Source organism: Veillonella sp. 3913 (assembly GCF_003992235.1).
Taxonomy (GTDB): domain Bacteria; phylum Bacillota; class Negativicutes; order Veillonellales; family Veillonellaceae; genus F0422.
The window spans coordinates 1-24,999 of the sequence record NZ_RQVF01000001.1 but is presented as its reverse complement, the minus strand read 5'-3'; the positions used below and the strand labels follow the sequence as shown (position 1 = coordinate 24,999).

22 protein-coding genes are annotated in these 24,999 nt (G+C 37.3%); 1 reads left to right on the top strand and 21 read right to left on the bottom strand.

Annotation, left to right across the window (positions count from 1 at the left end; translation table 11 throughout):
• Positions 1-11 precede the first annotated feature (11 nt).
• The 11 genes from EO113_RS00110 to recG form a co-directional block, all read right to left on the bottom strand.
• Complete coding sequence (locus tag EO113_RS00110; RefSeq protein WP_127135167.1) at positions 12-389, bottom strand: competence type IV pilus major pilin ComGC; 378 nt, start codon at positions 387-389, stop codon at positions 12-14.
• Positions 390-397: 8 nt separating this feature from the next.
• The gene (locus EO113_RS00105) at positions 398-1,573 is read right to left on the bottom strand and encodes a type II secretion system F family protein (RefSeq protein ID WP_127135166.1); all 1,176 of its coding nucleotides are present in this window, start codon (positions 1,571-1,573) and stop codon (positions 398-400) included.
• 12 nt (positions 1,574-1,585) lie between these two features.
• Positions 1,586-2,578 (bottom strand): type IV pilus twitching motility protein PilT, encoded by a 993-nt coding sequence (locus tag EO113_RS00100; protein WP_127135165.1) that lies wholly within the window; start codon positions 2,576-2,578, stop codon positions 1,586-1,588.
• A complete protein-coding gene (locus EO113_RS00095) occupies positions 2,575-3,588 on the bottom strand; it encodes a GspE/PulE family protein (protein ID WP_127135164.1) in 1,014 nt (337 codons plus the stop codon). Before EO113_RS00095 ends, EO113_RS00100 begins: the two co-directional genes overlap by 4 nt.
• A gap of 211 nt (positions 3,589-3,799) precedes the next feature.
• The gene (locus EO113_RS00090; RefSeq protein WP_127135163.1) at positions 3,800-5,686 is read right to left on the bottom strand and encodes an acyltransferase family protein; all 1,887 of its coding nucleotides are present in this window, start codon (positions 5,684-5,686) and stop codon (positions 3,800-3,802) included.
• A 167-nt stretch (positions 5,687-5,853) separates the two neighbouring features.
• On the bottom strand, positions 5,854-7,122 hold the full coding sequence (locus EO113_RS00085; protein WP_009353839.1) for a glycosyltransferase family 2 protein: 1,269 nt from the start codon (positions 7,120-7,122) through the stop codon (positions 5,854-5,856).
• Positions 7,123-7,134: 12 nt separating this feature from the next.
• Positions 7,135-7,806, bottom strand: coding sequence for a CDP-diacylglycerol--serine O-phosphatidyltransferase (gene pssA / locus EO113_RS00080; protein ID WP_127135162.1), 672 nt, complete (start codon positions 7,804-7,806; stop codon positions 7,135-7,137).
• Positions 7,799-8,434, bottom strand: a complete 636-nt coding sequence (locus EO113_RS00075; protein WP_127135161.1) for a phosphatidylserine decarboxylase family protein — start codon at positions 8,432-8,434, stop codon at positions 7,799-7,801. The genes pssA and EO113_RS00075 overlap by 8 nt, the downstream gene beginning before the upstream one ends.
• A 52-nt stretch (positions 8,435-8,486) precedes the next feature.
• Entirely contained in the window at positions 8,487-9,212 is a 726-nt protein-coding gene (locus tag EO113_RS00070; protein ID WP_127135532.1) for a WecB/TagA/CpsF family glycosyltransferase, read from the bottom strand.
• A 102-nt stretch (positions 9,213-9,314) separates the two neighbouring features.
• Positions 9,315-9,503: a 4-oxalocrotonate tautomerase gene (locus EO113_RS00065; protein WP_009353866.1), complete on the bottom strand. Its 189-nt coding sequence runs from the start codon at positions 9,501-9,503 to the stop codon at positions 9,315-9,317.
• Between the two features lie 94 nt (positions 9,504-9,597).
• Positions 9,598-11,634, bottom strand: coding sequence for an ATP-dependent DNA helicase RecG (recG, locus tag EO113_RS00060; protein ID WP_127135160.1), 2,037 nt, complete (start codon positions 11,632-11,634; stop codon positions 9,598-9,600).
• 547 nt (positions 11,635-12,181) lie between these two features.
• Between recG and rpmB the strand changes: the two genes are divergently transcribed.
• Positions 12,182-12,370 (top strand): 50S ribosomal protein L28, encoded by a 189-nt coding sequence (gene rpmB, locus EO113_RS00055; protein WP_038144954.1) that lies wholly within the window; start codon positions 12,182-12,184, stop codon positions 12,368-12,370.
• A gap of 170 nt (positions 12,371-12,540) precedes the next feature.
• On the opposite strand, the gene EO113_RS00050 is transcribed toward rpmB, so the two are convergent.
• The 10 genes from EO113_RS00050 to EO113_RS00005 form a co-directional block, all read right to left on the bottom strand.
• Positions 12,541-13,767, bottom strand: coding sequence for a phosphopentomutase (locus EO113_RS00050; protein WP_127135159.1), 1,227 nt, complete (start codon positions 13,765-13,767; stop codon positions 12,541-12,543).
• A gap of 72 nt (positions 13,768-13,839) precedes the next feature.
• Positions 13,840-14,364 carry an NUDIX domain-containing protein gene (locus EO113_RS00045; RefSeq protein WP_127135158.1) on the bottom strand — a complete coding sequence of 175 codons (525 nt, stop codon included), beginning with the start codon at positions 14,362-14,364 and terminating at the stop codon, positions 13,840-13,842.
• A gap of 9 nt (positions 14,365-14,373) precedes the next feature.
• Entirely contained in the window at positions 14,374-14,712 is a 339-nt protein-coding gene (locus tag EO113_RS00040) for an SWIM zinc finger domain-containing protein (protein WP_127135157.1), read from the bottom strand.
• Positions 14,713-15,275: 563 nt separating this feature from the next.
• Positions 15,276-16,046 carry a DUF6339 family protein gene (locus tag EO113_RS00035; protein WP_127135156.1) on the bottom strand — a complete coding sequence of 257 codons (771 nt, stop codon included), beginning with the start codon at positions 16,044-16,046 and terminating at the stop codon, positions 15,276-15,278.
• Positions 16,039-16,890 carry a hypothetical protein gene (locus tag EO113_RS00030; RefSeq protein ID WP_127135155.1) on the bottom strand — a complete coding sequence of 284 codons (852 nt, stop codon included), beginning with the start codon at positions 16,888-16,890 and terminating at the stop codon, positions 16,039-16,041. The genes EO113_RS00035 and EO113_RS00030 overlap by 8 nt, the downstream gene beginning before the upstream one ends.
• Entirely contained in the window at positions 16,874-18,868 is a 1,995-nt protein-coding gene (locus EO113_RS00025; protein WP_127135154.1) for a hypothetical protein, read from the bottom strand. Before EO113_RS00025 ends, EO113_RS00030 begins: the two co-directional genes overlap by 17 nt.
• Positions 18,869-18,903: 35 nt before the next feature.
• Positions 18,904-20,733 carry a DUF262 domain-containing protein gene (locus tag EO113_RS00020; RefSeq protein WP_127135153.1) on the bottom strand — a complete coding sequence of 610 codons (1,830 nt, stop codon included), beginning with the start codon at positions 20,731-20,733 and terminating at the stop codon, positions 18,904-18,906.
• Between the two features lie 159 nt (positions 20,734-20,892).
• Positions 20,893-21,078, bottom strand: a complete 186-nt coding sequence (locus EO113_RS00015) for a hypothetical protein (RefSeq protein ID WP_127135152.1) — start codon at positions 21,076-21,078, stop codon at positions 20,893-20,895.
• A gap of 20 nt (positions 21,079-21,098) precedes the next feature.
• Positions 21,099-23,333 (bottom strand): S8 family peptidase, encoded by a 2,235-nt coding sequence (locus EO113_RS00010; protein WP_127135151.1) that lies wholly within the window; start codon positions 23,331-23,333, stop codon positions 21,099-21,101.
• A 1-nt stretch (position 23,334) separates the two neighbouring features.
• Positions 23,335-24,393, bottom strand: a complete 1,059-nt coding sequence (locus tag EO113_RS00005; RefSeq protein WP_127135150.1) for an ATP-binding protein — start codon at positions 24,391-24,393, stop codon at positions 23,335-23,337.
• Positions 24,394-24,999: the final 606 nt, after the last annotated feature.

Here is a 24,999-nt window from a genome sequence, read left to right as displayed (position 1 = left end):
CCTTTAACTAATTAATTAGCCACATCAGGTGCAGTGACAGCAATATGTTTACCTTTACCGCCTTCATTTTGTACACTGGTGACTGTATATTCTCCACCCTTAGGAGTTTTCACATGTTCTGTTAAATAGCCTTCTTTGTACAATGTCTCTACCGTAGGTACTGTATCGGTAGATTGTTCCATCATATACAACTGTGCTGCATTAGAAATCGTTGTAACATCTGATTTAATTTTTGCTTCCTTCGCCTTGTTTGAGGCATTTAAAAACTGTGGCATTGCCAAGGATGCTAAAATAGCAATGACTGCTACCACAACCATTAATTCCACTAAGGTAAATCCATCTTGTTGCTTCCGTTGTCGTAAAGACAAACGTTGTCGAAATGCTTCCATAATTCCTCCTATTGAATGGCTGAAATTGAATTAAACATCGGTAACATTACTGCTACCACAAGTAAAGCGATTATACTGCCCATAATGCTGAGCATAATAGGTTCTAATAATTGTTCTCCTCGTTTCACAGTCCGGTCCAAAATCCCCTTATAATACGCATGCCCTTGGTCTAACATACTTTCTAGGTCACCCGTTTCTTCTCCGATACGAAGCAAATCCCATAAAAAAGAAGTTCCTAATTGCACCTTTTCTAATGAATCCGTAAATCCATGCCCTTGGGAAATACGAGTTTTCACCTCTTTTTGTAGCGCACTTGCCCAGCGGTTGCCCCACAGCGATTCTGTCATATCCAACAGTTGTAACAAAGGTATACCGCTTTTTAAAAGTAGCTTCCAAATCTGACACATGCGTACCATCGTATACGCCATAAGCCATTCCCTTTGTGCCATACATAGCCAAACCTTACGATGCACACTGAATTTCACAGATTCTCGTTCGTACGATTTCCAGAAAACCATACCGAATACTAGCAAGGTAATCAGGAGATATACTCCTTTATCTTGTAACCATGTGCCTCCTGCAAAAAGGGCTGCTGTAAGCGGTGGCAATTCGATTTGCATGCTCTCAAAGACAGCTTTAAATTGCGGTAAAATAAAACCTACTGCAACACCTACAAATATTATCATAAGTACCACCAAAAACGATGGGTATGTAATGGCTGATACTAATTGTTGGCGTAAACGATGCTCTTCTTCGTACATACTTTGAATCATGCCTAACGATTCAACTAAGGTTCCTGATGCTTCCCCCGCCTCCAGTATAGTGGTGACAATGATAGGACACTGGTACTTGGATAAACTCTTTGATAGTGCCATGCCACGTCCTACATCTTCACGAATATCTTCATAAGGGATGGTAGCTCCTTTGGTATTGACCATCATATCTAAGGCTTTTCGTAAAGATATACCTGCACCCAACAACATATGTAATTGATAGGCAAAGTGAATCATATGAGCTGTTTTCCAGCGCTGCTTTCTTTCCTTCACAACAATACATTCCAAGTGAATTGGTGTTATGGATTGATAGGCTAGCTTTGCCTGCACTTCCTCTTCAGAGTCGCCCCATACTTTGCCTGACATTATTTTTTTATCCGTCGTAAATCCTTCATACGTATACCAACTCATAGATGTTCTCCACTAATTTACCTGTAATACAGACTCTAACACTGGCGATGAACCATAGATAGACCTTAACTCGGCAACTGCCATTTCCAGTGTTTTCATCGGCCTTTGCGTTTCTTGTATGGATACGATTTGTGGCTCCTTTCGTTGCCGTATCAAATTAGCCACTGCAGGGGTATTAATTAAAATGTCTCGTACCGGTATAAATCTATCGTCGATAACAACCAGTCGTTGGCAGATGACGGCTCGTAATATCTGTGAAAGTTGTGTCCGCACTTCCTCTTGTTGGTGTGCTGGAAACATGGAAATCATCCGATTAATGGACATAGTAGCACGTTGCGTATGCAAGGTAGCAAATACGAGATGCCCCGTTTCCGCCGCATGTAGTGCCGCTTCCAATGTTTCCTTATCCCGTACCTCACCGATTAAAATCACATCTGGATCTTCTCGCAATGCATCTCGAATACCGTCTGCCATATGATGAAAGTGTGTATGCAATTCCCGTTGATGTATTAAGGACTGTTGATGTTCCAATACATATTCTATGGGGTCTTCTAGTGTAATAATATGGCGTCGCATACTTTCATTGATGTGCATTAAACAAGAGGTAAGAGTGTAAGATTTTCCTGAACCAGTAGCACCAGCGATAATGACTAAACCTTCTTTGAAAGAAGATATACGGCGCAATAAATTGCCCTCCTCCGATGTATCGAGACCTGTTTTAGGGGGATACAAAATACGTAAGGTACCGCCCCAACCAGAACGCCAACGGAATAGATGAACCCGAATGCGTAAGCCTTCAAAGGTCATGGCTCCATCATAGGACATCATAGTATCCGATATGGTATGTACTTGGTCGGTTAGAAACGTTAGCATGTCTTCATCAGATAAGTGGTACTCTGTAGGTATTACATCCATACCCAAGCGCCAAAAGACCGTGCCACTTTGTACATGAATATCTGTAGCCCCTCGCTTGATAGCTTCGTGTAATACCTGTGACCAAATCATAGTACTACCCCCACACGAAGTACCTCTTCTTCCGTAGTCAAACCTTCCTCGATCGCTCGGCGAGCTGACTCTTCCAAAGAACAAAGCAGATAGGAATCTAGCTGTTGCCAATGACAATCATGGTTCGGAATAGCTAGTAACTCATACAATCCACAACGACCATGATACGCTCCATCTACTAGCGTTCGTACCAATCGTTGCGAGATAACACCGGTCAAGGTGGCACGTACAAGATAGTCTTCTACACCCATATCCACCAATCGTTCCACCACACCTAGGGCATGGTTCGTATGAATTGTGGAGAGCACACGATGCCCTGTAAGTGCAGCCTGTACCGCTAGCTGCGCCGTTTCTTGGTCACGAATTTCACCAACTACTATGGTATCTGGGTCATGCCGTAAAATAGCACGTAATCCCTTACTGAAAGTCATACCAATCTGTGGCTGTACACCAATTTGAACAGCTTTTTCTACGATACGTTCCACTGGATGCTCCAAGGTGATGATTTGCTCCTCTTCTCCATTAAGTTCTTGTAATAATGCATACAAGGTAGAACTTTTACCAGACCCTGTAGGCCCACACACAAGCAGTAATCCATGTGGGCGTGCCAATAACCTGCGCACCTCTGCACTGATATGAGCAGGCATCCCTAATTCTTCTAAGGATTTTATTTGTTCATCATGCCAAAAGAGTCGGCATACAAGACTTTCACCATACACAGACGGCAAGGAAGACATACGTATCGTTCCTGAGTGATTTCCATGAGTCCACACATACCGCCCATCTTGAGGTAATCTTTTTTCACTAATATCTAAAGACCCTAACACTTTCAAACGATTCATCAGCTGCTCACCTTCTGGCATGGGAATCCGATTTATCTCTTGCAAACGGCCATCCAAGCGGAATCGAACTTGCACCTCTTTTTCTAAGGCATCAAAATGCATATCACTGGCTCCACTTTCATAAGCACGCTGAAAGAAATGATCCAGCTCAATCTCCACATGGTACATATTTTCACCTCCTTTACTTGCGTACTTAGGATTTCTCTATGCACCCTCTAAAACCCTAGAAAACACTCCTACCAGTCAACGTTGACTAGTAGTGCTATTTTAGAAGTAATTAATCAAAAAAGGGCCATAACAAAGATGTAGAATCTACATATTGTTACAACCCTTATATATTGGCATGTCTAGCTAATTCCCCTTATCGTAAGATAAGTGCTTAGCGCTTTTTCTGTTTTTTATTTGTTTCTGCTTGTTGGAGCAATACTTTTTTTACTTCATCATGGATAAATTTAGAGTATTCTTTCACTCCTGTATCATTAGGATGGATACCGTCATCTCCAAGCCAGTTACGATGTTTTGCTGCTAGGCTAGCCCAGTCGATGATATGCACATTCGGATGTTCTTTGGCAAGCTTAGTTAAATATGTATTATTGGCTTCAATCCATTGGATGCCTGGCGCATAATTGTTGATCCAGAAAATCTGACGATTGGACCCTAAATACTGCACCAATGCTTTTGTTTCATCTTCATAGTACCCTGTGATAGGACCATTGGTACCAAGACCAATGAGTACCGCATTGCCTAGTTGCTGATTCGCATCCATTTGTTTTGCAATCCCTAAACCTGCCCCTACATAGCGAGATACTTTGGCATCAATTTGGATACCTGCAAAGTCCTGCCGCAACGCATGAGCGGAACCCAGCATAACGGAATCACCAATGGCTGCCATATGCACCATATCTTGTGGATCGCTGACAGTAGAAAGGTCGATGACCTTCGCATTTTCTTCAGCTTGGGATTCTGCATTCTTCGCCAATCGCACTTGCAATTCAGTCACGTCTTGTTGCTTCTCTTCTGATGCTGTGGCAAATGCATACATGCCTAGGACAATACAAACAGCCCCCACGATAGAAACAACTTTCACATAGTAGGAACGAACGACATCCACAATGGCACGGACACTATGTTGACGGACACACCAATTCGTCACCGCTTCAGACCAAAGTGTAAGGCCTATGATAGCCGATACTAAGACGATATAGTAGGCTATGGGTGATGCAAAATATTCCATGAAACCCATATGTTCAAAGAGATAAATCATTGGATATTGCCATAAAAATAATCCATAACTATGTTTACCAAACCATGCAAGGAGTGGCACATCAACCAGTTTTCCAAGTGGCGTGTTAGGACGTTCTACTAACCACACCATGAACCCAAATAGACAAATAAATGCTACCATGCCATAGGTGTAAAGAGAAGGGCTTTGCCCATCTAAATAGATGTACCCTAGCACTGTTACAATGATACCTACCAGTAGGAGTACACTGCTGATAACATTTCCTTTCATAGTGCCCAAAGGATATAGTTTTTGTTCACTCCGGTGCAATCCCAAAAAGGCACCCAATAGCAATGCGAATAGCCGTGTGTCTGTGCCGTAATAAAAACGAGATACGTCCATACCCTCTGTATATAGTAGAGGCATAATGACAGAGGAACCTAATGCTAACACCAACATCCATACTAGACCGATGCTATAACTCCATTGTCTTTTCAGTGCTGTATAGATCCAATATAGAATTGGCCAAATGACAATGTATTGAATTTCTACCCCCATAAACCACATATGGGTGAATGGCGATGTGTTCACTAGCCGTGTAAAATAATCTGCATTTTGTGCGATTTGCCACCAGTTATTATAGCCTAGCAAAATGGAAAATACTTCTGGGCGTATGCCCGCTAATTTGTCGGGTAACAGCAAATGCCACAATCCTAGCACTACTGACACCATCAACACTAAAGGGATGAGAATCCTCTCTGCCCTACGTTGAAAGAATTTTGAAACGCTGTAATTCCCCAACTTCCATTGTTGATTCGTGGTGAAAGCTAATAAATATCCCGACAATACAAAGAAAAGGGAAACCCCCATGAACCCGCCACTGGCTGCATGGGGAAATAAATGAAAGATCGTGACCCCTAGAATGGCTAATCCTTTTAGCCCATCAAGGCCTTTCACAAACTGACCTGGTTTGACTCCTATAATACGTTTTTTCTGTCTTGAACCGAGCCCTTGATGCGGTTCTTCTAACTCTGGTGGCATCATTTGTCTTCCCTTCCATTATGAATAATATATACTACATTATTTGATACGTAATATACATTATAGCATAGAGAATGGGCACTGCGTAGAGTAAATTTTAAGAATAGTAAGCACTTTCTTATTACAAAAAAAGCAACAGAATTTTCACATCCTGTTGCTCTTATCATATCTTATTCTTTTGTTTTTCGACTGGTATCGCCCATACGGGTTAGTTTCACTTCCCCTAGTTCTACCCCACGAGTATGTTGTGTATGAGACCATACTTTATCGTGGCGATTCAAATATCCTAAGAAGGTAACGGGTACCCAAGAATAGATGAATAGTGGATACAATAGATAATAGATCCAAACTTTTGGTGGCACTTTAATTTGTGCTAACACAATAAGTGGAAATAAATATTGTCCAATACCAATAATCTGCCATACTTGTACTGGCAAAATTTGGTAAATAATATTCGTATACAACGGTACAATACCATTGATATAGGTCATAATAATATAAAAGGCTGACAATAACAAGAAATAGGGCTGTGTAATCTGCACAATCCCATCTAGAATCGTCCATTTTCCTTTCTTAATACCTTGCACAAAGAGTTTCGGAATATACCGTTCTCCTGTATCAAAATGCCCTTGAGCCCAACGTTTTCGCTGATTCCAAGACTGCATAAAGGTCAATGGCTTTTCATCATAGACGATAGCATTATGCGCCCATGTTGTTTTCACTCCATGGATTAACAGTTTCAAGGAAAATTCCATATCTTCCGTCAAGCTATTACATGACCAACCATAGTCGCGGATAATATCTGTACGAATACACATACCTGTACCACCCAAGGCTGTGGAAAGTCCCAAGTTATATTTCGCCAAGTGCCACATATGATTGACCATCCAAAAGGCAATGGCAAAGGTACCAGCTACCCATGTATCGGTTGGATTCTTCGCATTCAAGTACCCTTGAATCACTGGCTCCCCTTTTTCCAAATGACGATTCATTTCATAGAGGAAATGAGGATGCACTAGATTATCCGCATCAAAAATTACGAATGCATCATACTTGCGTTCCATGGCGAATACTTTGTCAAACATCCAGCCCATGGCATATCCTTTACCCACTTCTTCTGTGTTAAAACGTTCATACACTTCAGCACCAGCTTCACGGGCAATCTTGGCAGTGTCATCTTTACAATTATCTGCCACCACAAAGATATCATATAAGTGGCGAGGATAATCTAAGACCTGTAGATTATTCACCAATTGACCTATCACGGCACTTTCATTATGGGCACAGACAATAATAGCAAAGGAATGTTTCGGCGGACATTCTGTTTTATCACTTTTATGCCACATGCCACAGACCATCAACACAAAGTAATACAAGGTATAAAATACGATAATTACCTGTATGGGAATCATAATTAGGTCAAACCAAACGTAATTCATCCTAGTTCCTTCCTATTTACGAATGTTGTTGATGATAGTATTACTAATACCATATACAGCATATAATACAAAAATCAATACCGGCCAGGAGCGATAATCCATTAATAAGCAAAATACGCCGCAGCCTACGGTAATACCTACGGCAATGGGTTGCACTGGATCGCTACCTTTCCCTTTGAAATCTGGATGATGCACATTGCTGACCATCAAGTAACCTACGAATATCATAGCTATCATCAACGCCACATCAGGAATACGAACACCACTTAACACATAGGTAGCGGCCATACAACCTGCTGCAGGAATTGGTAACCCTTGGAAGTAACCGTGTACTTCTTCCGTCATAATATTAAATCGTGCCAATCTGAAAGCCCCTAATACAGAGAATACCAACAATGGCACATAGCCTAACCAACCATAGTGATCCAAGCTCATCATATACAGCATAAAAGCTGGAGATACGCCAAAGCCAACTACATCGGCTAAAGAATCTAATTCACGGCCAAAATCTCCAGAAACACCCAAAGCACGAGCAATACGTCCATCTAAACCATCGGCTAATAAGGACAAAAGCACACATATGGCTGCCCAAGTAAAATTACCTGTAGCAGATAAACTAATGCCTATCACACCGAAGGCTAAATTTGCTGCTGTGCAAAGATTGGGAAATATAGACTTATTCATCTTTCACCCTCCCAATAATCGTTTCTCCACCAACTACATGTTGCCCTTTTGTGACGCAAATCTCTACGTCTAATGGAACAAATAGCTCTGTGCAAGAACCGAATTTAATCATACCATACAAGGTACCTTGCTCCAAGGTATCTCCTACATCTGTCCAAGACACGATACGTCTAGCCAACAAGCCCGCAATCTGTGTCACCACAATTTCCATCTTGTCATTTTTAATGCTAATTGTATGACGTTCATTTTCATATCCTACTGAATCTTTATAGGCAGGTAAGAAACGACCTTCTGTATATTGTCGAAACGTAATTTCACCTGCCATTGGAGCCCGATTCACATGGACATCAAAAACAGATAAAAAAATCGTTACTTTTTTACATTGTTGATGTAAATATGTGTCCTCAAACACCTCTACTACTTCCATTACTTTCCCATCTGCAGGTGATACTAACACCTTTGGATCATGAGGAATACGGCGATTAGGATTTCTGAAAAAATAAGTAAAGAATAATGCCAGTACAAATGGTATAATTCCTAACCACCATGATAGAAAGTAGCCTACCAGTGCTGTCACAACAAGACAAGCACCGATTAAAGGATATCCTTCTTTAACAATCAAACCCATACTAAACCTCTCTTAACTAGTGATAGCTCCAACAAGATACAACTATACTGTATCAATGTTTATGGCGCCATACAGTCCACATAAATTTAGGCAATGCTAACATACGAATGATACGTTTCGGTTGCAATGCCAATCGATATAACCACTCTAAGCGGTTTTCTTGCATCCATACAGGAGCTCGTTTCAACATGCCCGCTAATACATCGAAAGAACCGCCCACTCCCATGGCGACTACACCATCTAATCGGGCTAATTTTTCTTGAATCCAAAACTCTTGTTTCGGCACCCCAAAGGCAACAAACACTAATTGAGCGCCACTACGTTGAATCTCATCAAGAATGTCTACTTCTTTCTCCGCTGTGAAATATCCAGAATGATATCCCACTACCGGCAATTCTCCAAGTTCTGCTGTCATATTTTCTAAGGCTTTTTTGACAACTCCCTCAGCTCCACCTAAGCAATATATCTTTATATTATGTGCTTTAGCTGCCTTCAATAACTGTTGCAATAGGTCACAACCTGTCACTCGTTCTGGAAAACGCTGTCCCTGTTGCTCAGCTGCCCATAAAGCACCTGCTCCATCCGGTACAACGAGATCCGCTTGTTGCAGAACCTCTAACAATCTTTGATCATCCTGTGCCATCATAATCATTTCTGCATTGGCCGTTGCCACCATATGTAATTTTGGCTGTCCCACTAATGAAAGCACTCTATCTACGGCTTCCGTCATCGTTACCACATCAATTGGGACGGATAGCACATGTATTTGATTCTGCACCATTCACCTCATCTACTCTAGTATGTAAACAAGAAGGACAGGACATATGAAAGAGACTATACCCTGTCATAGACCTATCCTTCTGGTAGGTAATTTTCCTAATTATTTCTTTTCGCAGCGCATAACGCCAGCTTCCATATAGTTATCAGCTTTCATGTCCACGAAAATTACTTTTACTGCTTCTGCCGGTACTTTTACAGTTTCTACAGTTGCTTTTGTAATCGCTTCGCCAAGAGCTTTCTTTTGTTCAAAAGTACGACCTTCAACAAGTTCTACATGAATAATAGGCATGAGTCTTTCCTCCCTCACCACTAGATATCTATAGCACCATGCTACAGATAAAATCTCACCTTATTGTATCATAGATAGCCCTTAATAAACAACTTTAGCTATACAAAATACGCATATATTGTGGACCAAAACGAGATTCCATTTGATGTCGTAATATTTCTTGCACTTCATCAAAGCCATGAGCTTGCAAATAAGCCTTCGCATCTTCACGTGCCTCTACAAGAATCGGTATATCTTTGATAATGTTCGCAACTTTCAAATCTGGCAGACCTGACTGAGCCAAGCCAAATAATTCCCCTGTGCCACGGATAAGCAAGTCTTGTTCTGCTAGTTCAAATCCGTCTTGCGTTTGTTCCATCAGTGAAAGTCGAGTTTTGCTATCAGGATTTTTACTATCACTAATCAGAATACAATAGGCCTGTGCTGATCCACGACCTACACGACCTCGCAATTGATGCAACTGGGATAAACCAAACCGCTCCGCATTATGGATACACATAATCGTCGCATTCGGCACATTCACGCCTACTTCAATCACCGTAGTCGATACTAACAAATGAATCTCTCGACGATAGAACGCATCCATAATTTCTTCTTTTTCCTTTGGACGCATGCGACCATGCACCAAACCTACACGATAGTGTGGCTCAAAGTATTCTTTATATTCATAAGCAATCTGTTCCGCAGCTTGCAAATCCATTTTTTCAGACTCTTCCACTAATGGGCACACGGCATAGACCTGACGACCCGCTTGCATTTCTTTTTCAAAAAAATGTAACAATCGCTCTTTATAGGAAGAATCCACAGCATAGGTCTTCACTGGTTTACGACCAGGAGGCATTTCCTTAATCAAAGAAACTTCTAAATCTCCATAAATGGATAAGGTCATAGTCCGTGGTATAGGGGTTGCCGTCATAATTAGCACATGAGGATGGTCTCCTTTTCGTTGTAGTTTCGCACGCTGCTCTACACCAAATCGATGTTGTTCATCCACTACAATCAAACCTAATTGATGAAATATAACCCTATCTTGAATCAATGCATGGGTACCTACTAAGACATCGATATCTCCTCGTTCTAAAGCTTCATAGAGATCTTTCTTTTTTTTCGTTGAACCCGTTAACAATGCCATTCGTATCAAAGCATCTTGAAAGAGTTCCTGAAAACTTTCAAAATGTTGTGTGGCTAAAATTTCCGTCGGCGCCATAATTGCCCCTTGAAATCCATTTTCTACTGCTTTAGCTAACGCCAAAGCTGCTACTACCGTTTTACCAGAACCTACATCACCTTGTACTAACCGCTGCATAGCTTGAGGCTGCTCCATATCCTTAGCAATTTCCCCTAATGCTTTTTCTTGATCCCCTGTCAAAGTAAATGGTAAGCCTTGCCTAACTCGTTCCACCAAAGATCCATTCTTTGTCATAGGAAAGCCTCCTTGACCTTGCTCGTGAGCTCTTAGAAGTAACAATCCCATTTGCATAATCCATAGTTCTTCATAGGCTAATTGTGCACGTGCCTCTTGGTAGCGTTCCCACGATGTAGGAAAATGCATTTCTCGAAAGGCATCATAACGGCTCATGGTAAACTTGTCTCCCATCACATCTTGAGGGACCACGTCTTCTAAAGTGCCATTATGGTCAAACCAATTTTTAATGGCTACGCGAATCCCCCACTGTTTCATACCTTCCGTCAAACCGTAGACAGGTACAATACCACGGTCTATGACTTGTCCTTCTTCTATCATTTCCACTTGTGGTGTATTCATTTGGTACGCACCATAAGTATGTTCTATCTTCCCATAGGCATATATTTGTTGACCTAGTTTATAAAAGTTTTTCTTATAGGCTTGGTTAAAAAATGTCAAGTTTAATTGACGTATTCCATCAGATAGAGTAACCGTTAAAATATGCATACGTGGTCTTGGGCGTTTTTCACTGACCCGTAATACCTGCCCTGTCACACCTACCATCTCTCCTATAGGAGCTTCACAGATCGTATACACTTGCCGTCTATCTTCAAAAGTACGTGGAAAATAATGCAACAAACCTGTTACCGTATAGATTCCTAATTTATTCAATTGTTTCACTCGTTGCGGTCCCACACTCTTTATAGATTGCAATTGTTCGTTCATATTCTATCTGTACTCTTTCCTTTTTTCTAAAAGTACCCTCTACTCTATCAACTCTGAAAGCCTGCTACATGACTAATTTGTATTGGTTGCTTAATACATAAGAATCGCCATGCTGTAAACACTCGCTAATACTCTGTCATAACCAGCCTCACTGTATCTATGTATGGTATGCATCTATGTGTGTATCTATCCTATGACACACTATCATACGTAGCAGCTACTTGATATTTTATATTATACCATAGAGAGACAATACAATATGAACTCTGCCTAAAAATAGGTGCAAAAAAAGAAGGGCACTTTGTAAAAGAGTTACGTGAGTTAGGTTATATAACAAAGTGTCCTTCTATGATTAAATTATACATCTTGTTTAAATTAAACGCAAGTCATATTTTAATAAAATTTGACAGTGTTTACTATTTTAGTATATAGTTAATAAGCTAGTATAATCTTATCTAAAAGGAACAAATGCACTTGCATTGTTATGCCCTTTTATGATAAAATACATATGTTATATTAGTAGTAAACACTTTGGAGGTGGAAACAAATGGCAAACCTTTGCGAAGTATGTGGTAAATCCACTACTACGGGTATGAATGTTTCTCATTCCCATATCCGTTCCAAACGAACTTGGAAACCAAACATCCAAAGAGTACGAGCAATTGTAGACGGCGAAACTAAACGAGTTAACGTTTGCACACGCTGCCTTCGTTCTGATAAAATTACACGCGCGTAAGATTTTGAAGGTACATGTACTCAAAAAAGAGGCTATCAGTCAGGAAGAAATTTCTTCAGTACTGATAGCCTCTTTTGCTATGTCTAGCTTTATTATTTCACTCTATTCTTACACCGGTAAAACACAGGGCTCAGTATAAGGCCTAACTATATAAAAAGTAAGCCTATCCTTTATTTTGCTAATAATTGTAAAAAACTTTCCCCCACAAATGATTCCTTAACTCCAAAGTTTTCCAATATAGTTTGTCCAATATCTGCAAAGCTACATCTATCCCCTAGATCAATAGGGCCTGTGAAAGCTGGTGAGTACGCTAAGATTGGCACAAGTTCCCGTGTATGGTCCGTTCCCTTCCAAGTCGGATCATTACCATGGTCTGCCGTAATAAGTAGCAAGTCATCTTTCGTCAATAGTTCTAGCAGTCCCCCTAGTTGATAATCGAACATTTCTAGCTCACGACCATAGCCTTGTACATCACGACGATGTCCATACAAGCTATCGAACTCCACTAAGTTCACCATTAGATAGCCATGAGTAAATCTACCTTCTAACGTAGTATCAGATCTATCATGTATACTATGTATACCATCTGCACTATGCCCCAACAAGGCAGCTACTAGGTTCATGCCATGAGAATTAGATTTTGTTGGAAAGGATTGATCCAAACCGATATGAGCGTATATATCTCCAATCTTTCCTACTCCGATAGTCGGCACTTTCGCATCTTGTAAGGCTTGCAACACGAAACGTCCTTCTGGCAATCGACTATAGTCATGACGATTTGAGGTACGCACAAAACGACCTGGCTCCCCTACAAAGGGACGAGCAATGATGCGCCCAACATAGTAATCCCCAATACATACTCGTTCCCGTGTAATTTGGCACATCTTGTATAGGTCCTCTAAAGGAATGATGCTTTCATGAGCGGCGATTTGAAACACCGAGTCGGCAGATGTATACACAATGGGTTTCCCCGTTCTCATATGCTCTTCCCCTAGGCGCTCAATGATTTCCGTCCCCGATGCCGCTTCATTGCCTAGGAATCCATAGCCAGTTTCTTTCGTGAAAGTATCCATTAACGCCTGTGGAAATCCATCATAAAACGTTGGGAAAGGAACTTTCACAGGATGACCCATCATTTCCCAATGACCACTGGTGGTATCTTTCCCTGTACTTTGTTCATGCATGCGACCAAAGGCACCCACCACTGTATCTTGTTGCGGTGTAATATCTGCAATCCTACCGATACCTAATTTTCGTAAATTCGGAATCTGCAAAGGCCCTACGGCCTCTTCAATATGGCCCAAGGTATTAGCATCCGTATCTCCAAAACGTTCTGCATCTGGGCTGTGACCTATTCCTACACTATCTGTAACGATAGTTATAATTCGTTTAAACATAGAGACCTCCTCTTTGTTAAACACTCGTAAACAATCTATGCCTAGGAAGTTAGACTCCTAGGCATTCTTTCGTTATTTCAAATACGGCATAGCTAATAACAACGCGGATAAAGATTTACTATCTTTGATTTTCTCTTCCTTAATGCGTTGTAGCAATTCGTCGAACCTATATCGCTCAACTTCCACATATTCATCTTCATCCCAATGGATTTCCCCTTTGGAAAGCCCTTTTGCCACATACAAATGAATGACTTCATTACAAAAGCCAGGAGATGTTGCAATAGTACCAAGACTAATCCATTCCGATGCGATAATGCCAGTTTCTTCTTCTAGCTCACGTTTCGCACATACCAAAGGATCTTCACCAGCATCTAATTTACCGGCAGGAATTTCCAATAAATAATCGTTCAATGCATAGCGGAACTGTTTTTCCATAATAATGCGATTGTCTTCATCAATGGCTACCACTGCACTTGCCCCTGGATGATGTACCACCTCACGCCAAGCTTCCTTGCCATTGACCTCTGCTACATCATAAGTTACCTTAATCAATTTACCATCGAATTTCATTTCCGATGAAAGTTTATGTTCTCGCATGGGTCCTCCTTAATCTTCATATATAATAAGTCCCTCATAGGAATCTTCTGTTAATCTAATGATTTCTTTCTGTCTACGGCTAACATTCATATTCCAAGCTACCGTTTTATCAATCGCTGCAAAGTATTCCTTTTTAGGGTAATTCTCGTCAAAGTTTACTGCCCAATCAGCCACTAAGTCCTGCAACTGTAGTAATACAGCATATTCATGTTTGCAATGGCCCTCACAATAGCAATTACATACGCTCGCTTTGATTTCCTCATCTTCATAGATGAAAGTAACCTCATAGTACTCAGAACCTTGTACAATGGCATACCCCTCTCCCTTATCGATAGAGAGATAAACCACACGATCTTCTTCATAATAACCTTCTCCACGCTCTGCTCGAATAGAAGATATAGAGAAACCATCTAAATTGAATCATGAAAGCGGAACCATATCACTATTACTTACACAAGGACCATCAGACAAAGGCGATAGAAACCAAAGGCGCATTTTATCCTTTTCAATACTGTTACGTTGAAAAGTCACCCATAGGTGTTCTATAGGAGAAAATTCACCATATAAGGATGTGTCAATCTTTGCTACACACGTTCATATTTAGAAGGTCGGATCTTACAAAAATAGTCTAAATCCCGTGCCGTGCCAATCTTGTCTTGCATAGGACCCGTTACATAGACCAAGTCTCCATCCCATATATCCATTTTTTCACAAATGAACGTACCTACTTCTCTGGAGTTGCCAAACTGAACCTCTGCTAGATATATCTCTGGACGTGGAAAAATTATATTATCACTTTTGCCTATAATAGTAGGATGAGGAGTGTGAATTACGTCTTGATCTGACTTAGTATGATGTTGGGTGGAGTGTTTTGTTCAAGGTGTTTCCATAAGAAGTCCTTTCTCATCTAACTAGTAGGGATAGTTTTCAAGAACAATCTCTTTAATTTCTTCACGAGATAATGTATCTAAAATACGAATACCGCCTATTTTATTAAGCAGAGCCGTAGCTTTTGCATATACATCACGGTTATTAGTAACGCCTTTTTCCTCTACCAGTTCACGTATCGCTTCCAAAACACCTAAAGCAATACTTTTTGTGGAAACAATATTACTTGATAATAATACTACCGCATTACCACGATACTGTTTACTCACTAAAAAATCTAATAAATGAAATGGATTACTGTGCTTCTCATCAATAAAATAATAAGCTAACCACCAATAACTTGCCAAATTATGAATGGCTAATGACCGTTTTGATCCATTAGTAAAATATGTTCTGGACTTTAGATTCTTAACTTCCTTTTCTACATCGTCATTTTTAACAAATGCATTATAACATCCAATGGAATACTCCACATAGTCTGTATGTGCTAATGCAACCCAAATCTTTTCTAATTCCGCCTGTGTTCTAGTTAGTATATGCAGGCTATTCCAAATAGCTCTCATATTATATTTAACAATTTCTGCATCATATTCTGCACTCTCTAATTTAAGTGGAATATATTCATACTCTATATCTGTTTCTACAACATTATTGTTACTACATACAGATTTAGTTAATTCTTCAGCTTTTCCTAATTTGTATAATGGATAATAACGCATTTGAAAGTTCTGTTTGAAATCTTCTAAAGCACTATCTTTCAAATATGTAAGCTTTTTAAGTCTAGTTTCACTCATCTTTATACCCTGTATTAAATTCATTTTTAATCACATCATCAAATGGTTGCTGCAATAATTTTTGAGCAACAACAAACAATGAATTATTGCCCAAATCTATATTCTCACGTTCTAAAATATCACATATTGATGAAACCCATTGTAAGTCACTGCTTACTGTTTCATTCCTTATCTCTCCCAAAGCCTCTATCAAAGCTGGCATGATAATAGCCGATATGAATAGTGACTTATTATCTCTTTCATTTCCACACGTATTATATATATCAAACATATCTTTGGGTAATATAACCTCTATTTTATCACCCGTTAATTCCAAACCCATATATGGTTCATTATGCTTTGAAACAGTAAAGATACTGTCTTGTCCTAATGCTGTATTGTATACTTCAAATTCAAAAGTTTGAGTTGGCAAAAAAGCTACTATATCACCTTTATATAGCGTATCTACTACGTAAGTATCATCGTAATATAAAGAATTAAATGTTTCGTTTCTATAGTTTTTTACAGTTGTATTAGCAAGAATTAAGCAGTTTACAAATAGCTTTTTGGGTAATACATCATTTTTTATACTTATATTGAGAAATGGGTTCTCTGCAGAAGTAGTAATTAACTTTCTATAACTACTTACTTCTCCTTCTAAATGTATGGCATACACAAGTTCTTTATTTTCCAATAATCCTTGCAACTGCTTATTATGTACTACAAACATGCAACGTATAGATACAAGATCAGAGCCTTCTATATGTGCTTCCAAATTATTAACTTCAAAACTTGTATTATCAATATAATCATCTAACTCTGGGGTAAGCACTGGATAAGGAAATAAATCAGCATTTAACTTCATAGATTACGCCTTTCATTTTTACTCTACCTTTTGTATTCACCTTAAAGTCTACTTGAATACGGTCATTTTTTTGAATATCACTAACAACAATTTTTCGTTTATCTTTAAGTATTTGATGTGTTGAGGATGTGCTGACTTCTATATCTGTTTTATATGAAGAACCATTTTCTCCTACAATCTGCCATTCAAAGGCTAATTTATTCTTAGGAATACTGGATAGTGCAATAAAACGATACTCTCCATTTCTTGAATTTAATTCCATTAGTTTTAACTTAAGGAACTTAGGGCTATCAATTTCTCGATATGTGTGTCCAATGACTTTTTCTCCTCCAAGTTCTTCCCCTTTATCTCCTGGCTCATTACCCGCACCGTAGGTTGCATCTTCCTTTACTCCTCCTGGAGCACCTGTTTTACTACTTCCACCGCCACTAGTATTTCCCTGACCAACTTCCATTTCACTAGCTAACTCATCTATTATTTTTTCATCACTATCACCATCAACCCTCGTAGATTTTGAGCTAATATGGCTGTTTTTAACCGATTTTACTCTGCGATTAATACCGCCTTCTCGGCCTTGTTCATTCTCATCTTCTTTTCCCACAACTGGCAATAAATCATTTAATCCAAAAGCATTGATACTTTCATCAGATTGAGCTCCAAAAAACTCCTCCACAGAAGATTTATACCACTTTCTTAAATCGGTAAAAAATTCATCTGTTAGAACACGTTCTGAATCACTAGCTCTATCTAAACTCCATTTATCATGGTTAGCATTCTCTAATTTACGCAAAAATTCATTCAGTTTATTCCCCGTTGCCATAAAGACACCTGTAAAAGGAATAGTTCCACTAATTCTATTTTGCTCAAAAATCTTCATGCCACTTCGACGAGTTTGTAATATACATCGAGTTGCATCTTCATCATCTTTATACAGAACTAGCTGCCCGTCATCACTAGCATCAATAAATGCATACTTTTCTATCCACGTTTTTGGTAGTTGGATGCTAATATGGTTTTCTGGTTGTAACGTATTATAGTAAGAGTAGCTTTTGAAAAATTGTTGCTTATATTTTCCTTTTAATTCAAATTGACCTACTCTCTTAGATTCATAAATGGAATTAAATAGCTCTCCTAATGTATCTCTTTTAATTATATACTTTCCAATTCCTACTTCTAAAAGTCCCTTATATAAAGATACTAAGAAGTTATTTAATACAGCTAGAACTATTTGTTCTTCCCAAAATTCAATATTTTTTAAACCTAAAATATATAAATCCGTTCCATGTTCGGTTCGTTGGTCAATAAATTCACACTCAGAATAATGTGCATTCTCTAATAAACCTCTAGATTGTGTGATAAACTCTTTTCCATAATCATTCACATGATTATCAACGGTATCATCCGCGTAGGATACAAAGTTAATAGCACCTGCAAACTTTTCTGTAGGATCCATATCTCCTTTTTCTGTAGCTAAACTATTATATAAAACCATCCGCAACTTCGATGCTGCGAAAGGAGCTGCCTTACCAATTCCTTTACTACCACTTGCTGAGGTATCTGCTTTTTCTGAATAACCACTGCCTTCAATAAGAGAATCAAAGTTAGCCTGTCTTAAACCGATAGTATTATAATCACTAATTTTTAATACCTTCATATATGGTTCTTGAAATACAGCTTTAAACGCTTTCAAATACTTATGTGTATCACTAGCATTTTTTTCATGCCAAAAGTTAATTGCTTTCGGAAGTACTCGTTCTAATAAGTCAGTTTTTCCGATAATCTTATTAGTTTCTTCATCTGAAATGCTAAAAACGACACGTACAGGATTAGGATTTTCTGGATCATGTGCATCCATAGAATTTTGTATTACTTCCCTTGCCAAAGACATAGGAATATCATCTAAAAATGCCTCAATACCAGCTTCATTTGCTCCTCGTGGCATTAAGCCATAGCCACCAGGAAAATTCCATTTATTCATATATTTTACTCCAAACACTCTACCTACATTATCTGTTATTTCTCATTGCTATTACTTAAAATCTCTACTAATAAATCTGTTAATAGCTGACTTCTTTTTTCTATCTGTGCCTTACTCCAAATATCAATTGTATTAACCCGTTCTACATTGAAATACTGATTTTGTAATTCTACTCGTGCTTCCTCTTTCTTTATCGGTGTAGAAAGTTTTTCTACTATGCCTTTTGTAATTAAAAATTCTGATGCTCGATAATGTTCTATCTTATCTGAAAACTGTTTATTCGTGGCTGAAATATTGTACTTTTTAGTAAGCAAGGTTAAATTTCCTAAACGATTCAAATACTCATCAAAGTCATCAGTATTTTTGAACCCATAATCTTCTATATCCGATTCTAAAGGCATAATATGTTCAACTTCGATTTTCTTCAATGTTTTAATATTTTCATTCTGATTGAAGTATAGCTCAATAAACTTTAAGATTCTTCCTCCCTTATCAGGCTTTCTCTTGTTGCGTCCAGCTAAATTTTTTGTCGGTAAAATAGCTTTTAAAGTGGTAATATATTTTTTAGTCATCATTTGCAACTCAGATTCAAAAACAGCTACCTTTTCTTCAATTGTATCCTTAACTAATATTTTTTCCATTAAAGCTGGTAGGTCTTTTTCTATATTATTAGGATGTGTAAAAGAAAAAATGACTGATGCTACGTATTTTACTAACACATCTAATACTCGTTCTTTCTGCTCTAGCGTTGCATGATAGAACGGAATAAGTAATGCGTGACTTTGCTTCGTTTTTAGTAAGTTAAAAATAATATACATGTTAGAGCTATCATTAATAAAGCTATTTTTGACAGCTGAAGCCTCTATACTACTATAAATTTTACTTACTTCATTTAATTGCATTGCCAATGATAAAATCTCAGTGCTTTCCATTGTACCTTTTTCTTTAAAATATTTAAAAATATTTTTTCCCGTTACCTTTTTACCAAGAGTTCCCAGTAAAAAGTGCTTCACAAAGGTTGTCGTATCTACTTTCTTTTCACTTTCTTTTAAATGATCACTAAACTGTTTCCAATTTAGCATAAAGTAATCTATATCACTTTTGTCACATTTTTTTAAATTTCGCAATAGATGATTTTTTAATAAATCAATGGGCTCAAGCATAAGTCCACGATTATTAAGTACTTCAAACAATTGGTACGCACGATCAACATCAGGTGCTTTAGTTACAATAAGATATACCTTTACTTCTAAATATTCCTTTAGGTAAAATAGCTTATTCACATCGTCGGCTATAATAGTATCTATTTGCTCATCTATGGCTTGATAGACCTTATTGATATTAGATTCTTCATCTAGATCCTTACCACCGTAATTTGAACCAGTATTTCTAATGATCGATTGATAGATATTTTTATTTAAAGATTCCTCTTCATGCTTAATTCTATAATCATTAAACTGAGAGTATGTATTTAGAACCCTAAAGTATTCGCTAAATTTAGAAGACTGCAACATCCAACGCTCATCTTTTGTTGCATTATATAATTCATTAAACTTCTCGTACAATACACAAAAAATTAACGTTAATGTCGTTAATCGTTGCTGACCATCAATAACTTCATATTGAGAAGCAAGATTCATATCTTGTTCATCATTAATAAACACTATATTTCCTAACAAATATCCTGGTAGTTTGTTAAGATCAATTGTAAAATTATCCGAGTCTTCCCTAAAGTCATTAAATAATATATCAATCTCATTTTTTGCCCAAACAAATCCCCTTTGAAAGTCAGGAATAATAAATTGATCTTTATTATCTAATAAGTCTTTTACTCGTTTTAATTCAGAAGTAATTTGATGTGCCATATCCTATCTCCTACTAAGTATCCTATATATTCTATTAGATCATATCTATAAATAAAATTCAAGGCTCCAGTGGCTTACGATAAGAGAGCTATACTTGAAACCAATTCATCAAGTATAGCTTTTAATATTTGTATTTATGAAATTATAGATGTTCTGATATTATTCATAGAAAAACTCATTTAACAAAATTACATTATCAGTCTCCATATATGAATCATATAAAGCCCTTAATTCATCTTTATTAGTCTCTCCTATTTCGATGCTAACAAGAGCTTCTACAAATGAACGGTAGTCAGTATTCATCATATCTTGTATTTGCTTTTTGAATATTTCAATCGTATTCATCCCTATACCTCACTATTCAATCACTCAAACTCAATCTCTTCATTCATCTTCTGATGTATCGTAACTCGATTCTTCACATCTATTACATTTACATCCCAGCCGCTTAGATCACAATTTCGAATAAACTCATCCATACGATTGACTCCATTCATTTCTTTTAATGTTACTACAACACCAAATCGTACTCCAATTCCATCTTTAGGGTCTAATCGATTGTTCGTCTTAACTTCCATGCCCCAGTTTTTATACTCATAGGAAGTCTTTGCTCTCATGCGTTTTGTGATGCTTTCAGAAATATATTTAACATTATCCCATTTTCTAAACTGTTTTCTAGCTTCTTTTTCATTCAGATAGGATATACCCTCATCAAATACAATATCTGAGTTTTGTTTATCACCTTTTATATCTATAATTTTTTTATTATTGCCTATTCTTCCAAAATGTAAGTTAAGCTCTGTATTAGTATAATCAACACCCTGCAATCTATCACATAGTGGGAAATAGCACATAGTCGCTTTCGCAATGTACGGATATTTATCATCTTCAAGAGGGACTGGAAAGTGATAATTATAGGTATTCCACTTTTCACTTATATCAGATACCAAAAATTTAATCTCATCGTCTTTAGTTTGAATAATATCGTTAATATGAATTGGTACAATCCCATGTCCATAAGTAGCTAATACATTAGGATCGAGATTTTCGTTCCACCCGCGCGCAGAATCGATAAGTAATGCTTTCGCTACTTCTTTCTGTAACCCTAGTATATCGATTAAATAAGAAAGTTTTCTAGCTATCCAAGGCGATGCATAGGATGTACCCGCAACCCCATGAACTCCATTTGGTTCACATACTTGGATATACTCACCTTTACTACCACCATAGTAACTTACATCAGGTTTAGCAAAGAAAGATAACACTGGCCCTTTTCTTGTATAAGGTGTAGATAAGCCCTCCTTGGTAACTGCATTTACAACAACACTATTAATAGAGTCGGCTGGTGCCCCTATTTTTACAATATCTTCACTAGACTTATTTGTGCCCGCTACTACAAAGATAACATCTTCTTCAAATTGAATCCTATCTAATGTAGCTGCTTCCACTGATATAAAGTTGTCATTAATTTCATAACTACTCCCTAAAGATATGTTCCACACCTTTATATCTTTATTGTTAGCTATAATTTTCTTTATATTTTTAATAATAGTATATGATGAAAAACTTTTTCCTACAGCCACGCCAAAATGACGAACTCTAAACCGACCACAACCATCATCTAACCACGGATTTAATCTGGGCCCATCTACAATAATAGATGATACCGCTGTTCCATGATTATAATCATGTGATGATTTCTCTATATCGCTAGAAACCATATCATGATATTCTACCCACTCAGAAAAATATACCCTTTCATCAAATAATGTATCGATGACTCCTATTGTTGGCTCAATTGTTGGTTCTGGAATAGTAACCCTATAACTTTCATATGTATCTATAAATTCATCTGGTGGCAATTGAGATATATCAACAGTAGCCATTGCAACTAAATACGCTGCATTTTCAAATAAAACTTGCACTTGCGTATCCGTTAAATATATAGTTTGATCATCTAACATAGTCACATGTAAAGGGTCTATTCCTATTTCATCTAACAATACTTTGATATCTTTTTTTACATCATATAAAGTAACAATACTTTGACTTTTGACTAACTTTGGTTGGTCGACTTCAAACGATTCAATATAGGAAACATCAGCAATCACGCTTTTAAATACAGACATACTAATCGGATAATTTTTAAAAATATTTGAATGTACTTTTTCAGCATTCTCTAATATATTTTTATTCATTCTTCCAGTATATACTTCATTTAAAATTACTTTTACTTGTAAAAGTAATTCAATACTACTTGTAAGATCCTTATCTTCTAAAAAATACGTGATGATATGTTTAGACTTATCATCACTAAACTTAGCTCCTACTACGGCATTATTAGAATCTGTACCTTTAAATAATCCAGAAATACGATTACTTTTTGCCGCAATTTTATTATAATGAACACTTACCAAAAGACCTGCAAATAGTTTATGTTCTTTCTTCCAAAATTCTTGAATAGAACTTAATTGCTTTATCAAAGTATCTAACTGTATGACGGTAACATCTACTTTACTATTCATAGTAATTCCGCCACCTATATTTTTCTTATCTGCTTGTATAAATCGTTTATTCTTTAACTCCAGAACATAATTCACACTATACTACCTCCTTTTGTAGTTTCCTAGATACAGTGCTTTTAGACTCTCCTTTCAGTTTTTCAATTTCACGTACAGTAAATCCTTCCAGATATAAGTCTGAAACATCTTTATAATCTAGATTTCCTATTAAGGCATTATATAATCGCTTTAAATAATCATATTCTGATGATACATCACTAAATGCAATAGATGTTTTTATAATGTTTTTAAGTTCACCCGGATATGGTAATGTTTCACTTACTTTTAAAATTTTACGTAATAGTCGAATATCTTTAGTGATCCCTTTAAAATTTTTAATAAAAGACGAGAAATAAAATTCACTTATTTCAATTAAATCTTCCTTTGTATATCGATTAAAGTTTATAGTAGCATCAAAGCGTCTAAGTAAAGCTTTATCAAAATTATTAAATAGATTTGTTGTGGCAATTAAAATAATATCCTTATTATTTTCGGATAATCTATCTAATTCTCGTAATATAGTTGACGTAACTCGCCCCATTTCTCTAACATCGTTAGAGTTTACTCGGTCAAGTGCAATGATATCAATTTCATCAAATAGTATCACAGCTTGTCTAGCATTAGGAAGAGAATGTATTTCATCAAATACTTGAATAATATTTTTATTTGTTTTACCTAATTTACTATCAATCAGACTTTCCAAATCTACTCTATATAAGTTTCGATTTAATAATCTTGCTACTTGTTTGGCTGCCTCAGTTTTACCACTACCTGGATACCCTTCAAAAAGGAATTTATTTATCCCTACATTATGCCCTACTGCATTAATGATACCTTTTATATCATTCATAATCTCTATTGGTAAATGTAAGGCCTCCAATTTTGTCGTATCTAATTGTTCTAAAAATTCACTATTAACTTCTATACTCTGAGGGCTAAATTGAGGTAATTCAGATAGTAAACCTAAGATATATTCAGCTAAATCCTGATCCCCAATACTATCAAAATATCTAGCAATAGAAATACTCTCATTTCTAAATGCACTATCATTCTTCTCTACATGGTATTTTATTAAATTAAGTATATTCCTTTTCTTCATTACCATTCCCTCCTATTATTTATATTATTTATATTATTTATATTATTTATATTATACTACAAAGTGGGACGTTTTTGTATAGAATGGGACAAAAAAATACAAAAAAACTACCTCATTATGAGATAGCATATATATGTTATACAATTATAGAGTTTAGGTATATTAAGATAAAAAAATTACAGATATAGTCATATTAGGTACGACTTCCTATGTGTTCCTAGCTGTGGGTTTTATACGCCCCTTTGGGGCTTCAAAATCTTACGCAAATGCTTTTATGCGTTACCCTTTTGTTCCTGACTGTGGATTTTGTGCGCCCCTTTAGGACTTCAAAATCTTACGCCAGGAACTAAGCGATGCTCTATGATTTATGCGTCGCTTTGCTCCTTTAAATCATGAGCCCTGCTTATCCCAAGCCTTATCATATATAACTTAGTTGCTACTTGATCAATCTGGCTGGAAACGGCCAGACCAAAATAATATATTGAATGAGAAAATAAAAAAGACGCCTTTCGGCGTCTTCTTTATTTTCTTAATCAGCGACTTCCTATCCTCCCAGGCCGTTTCCAGCCAAGTACTTTCGGCGTTTACGAGCTTAACTACTGTGTT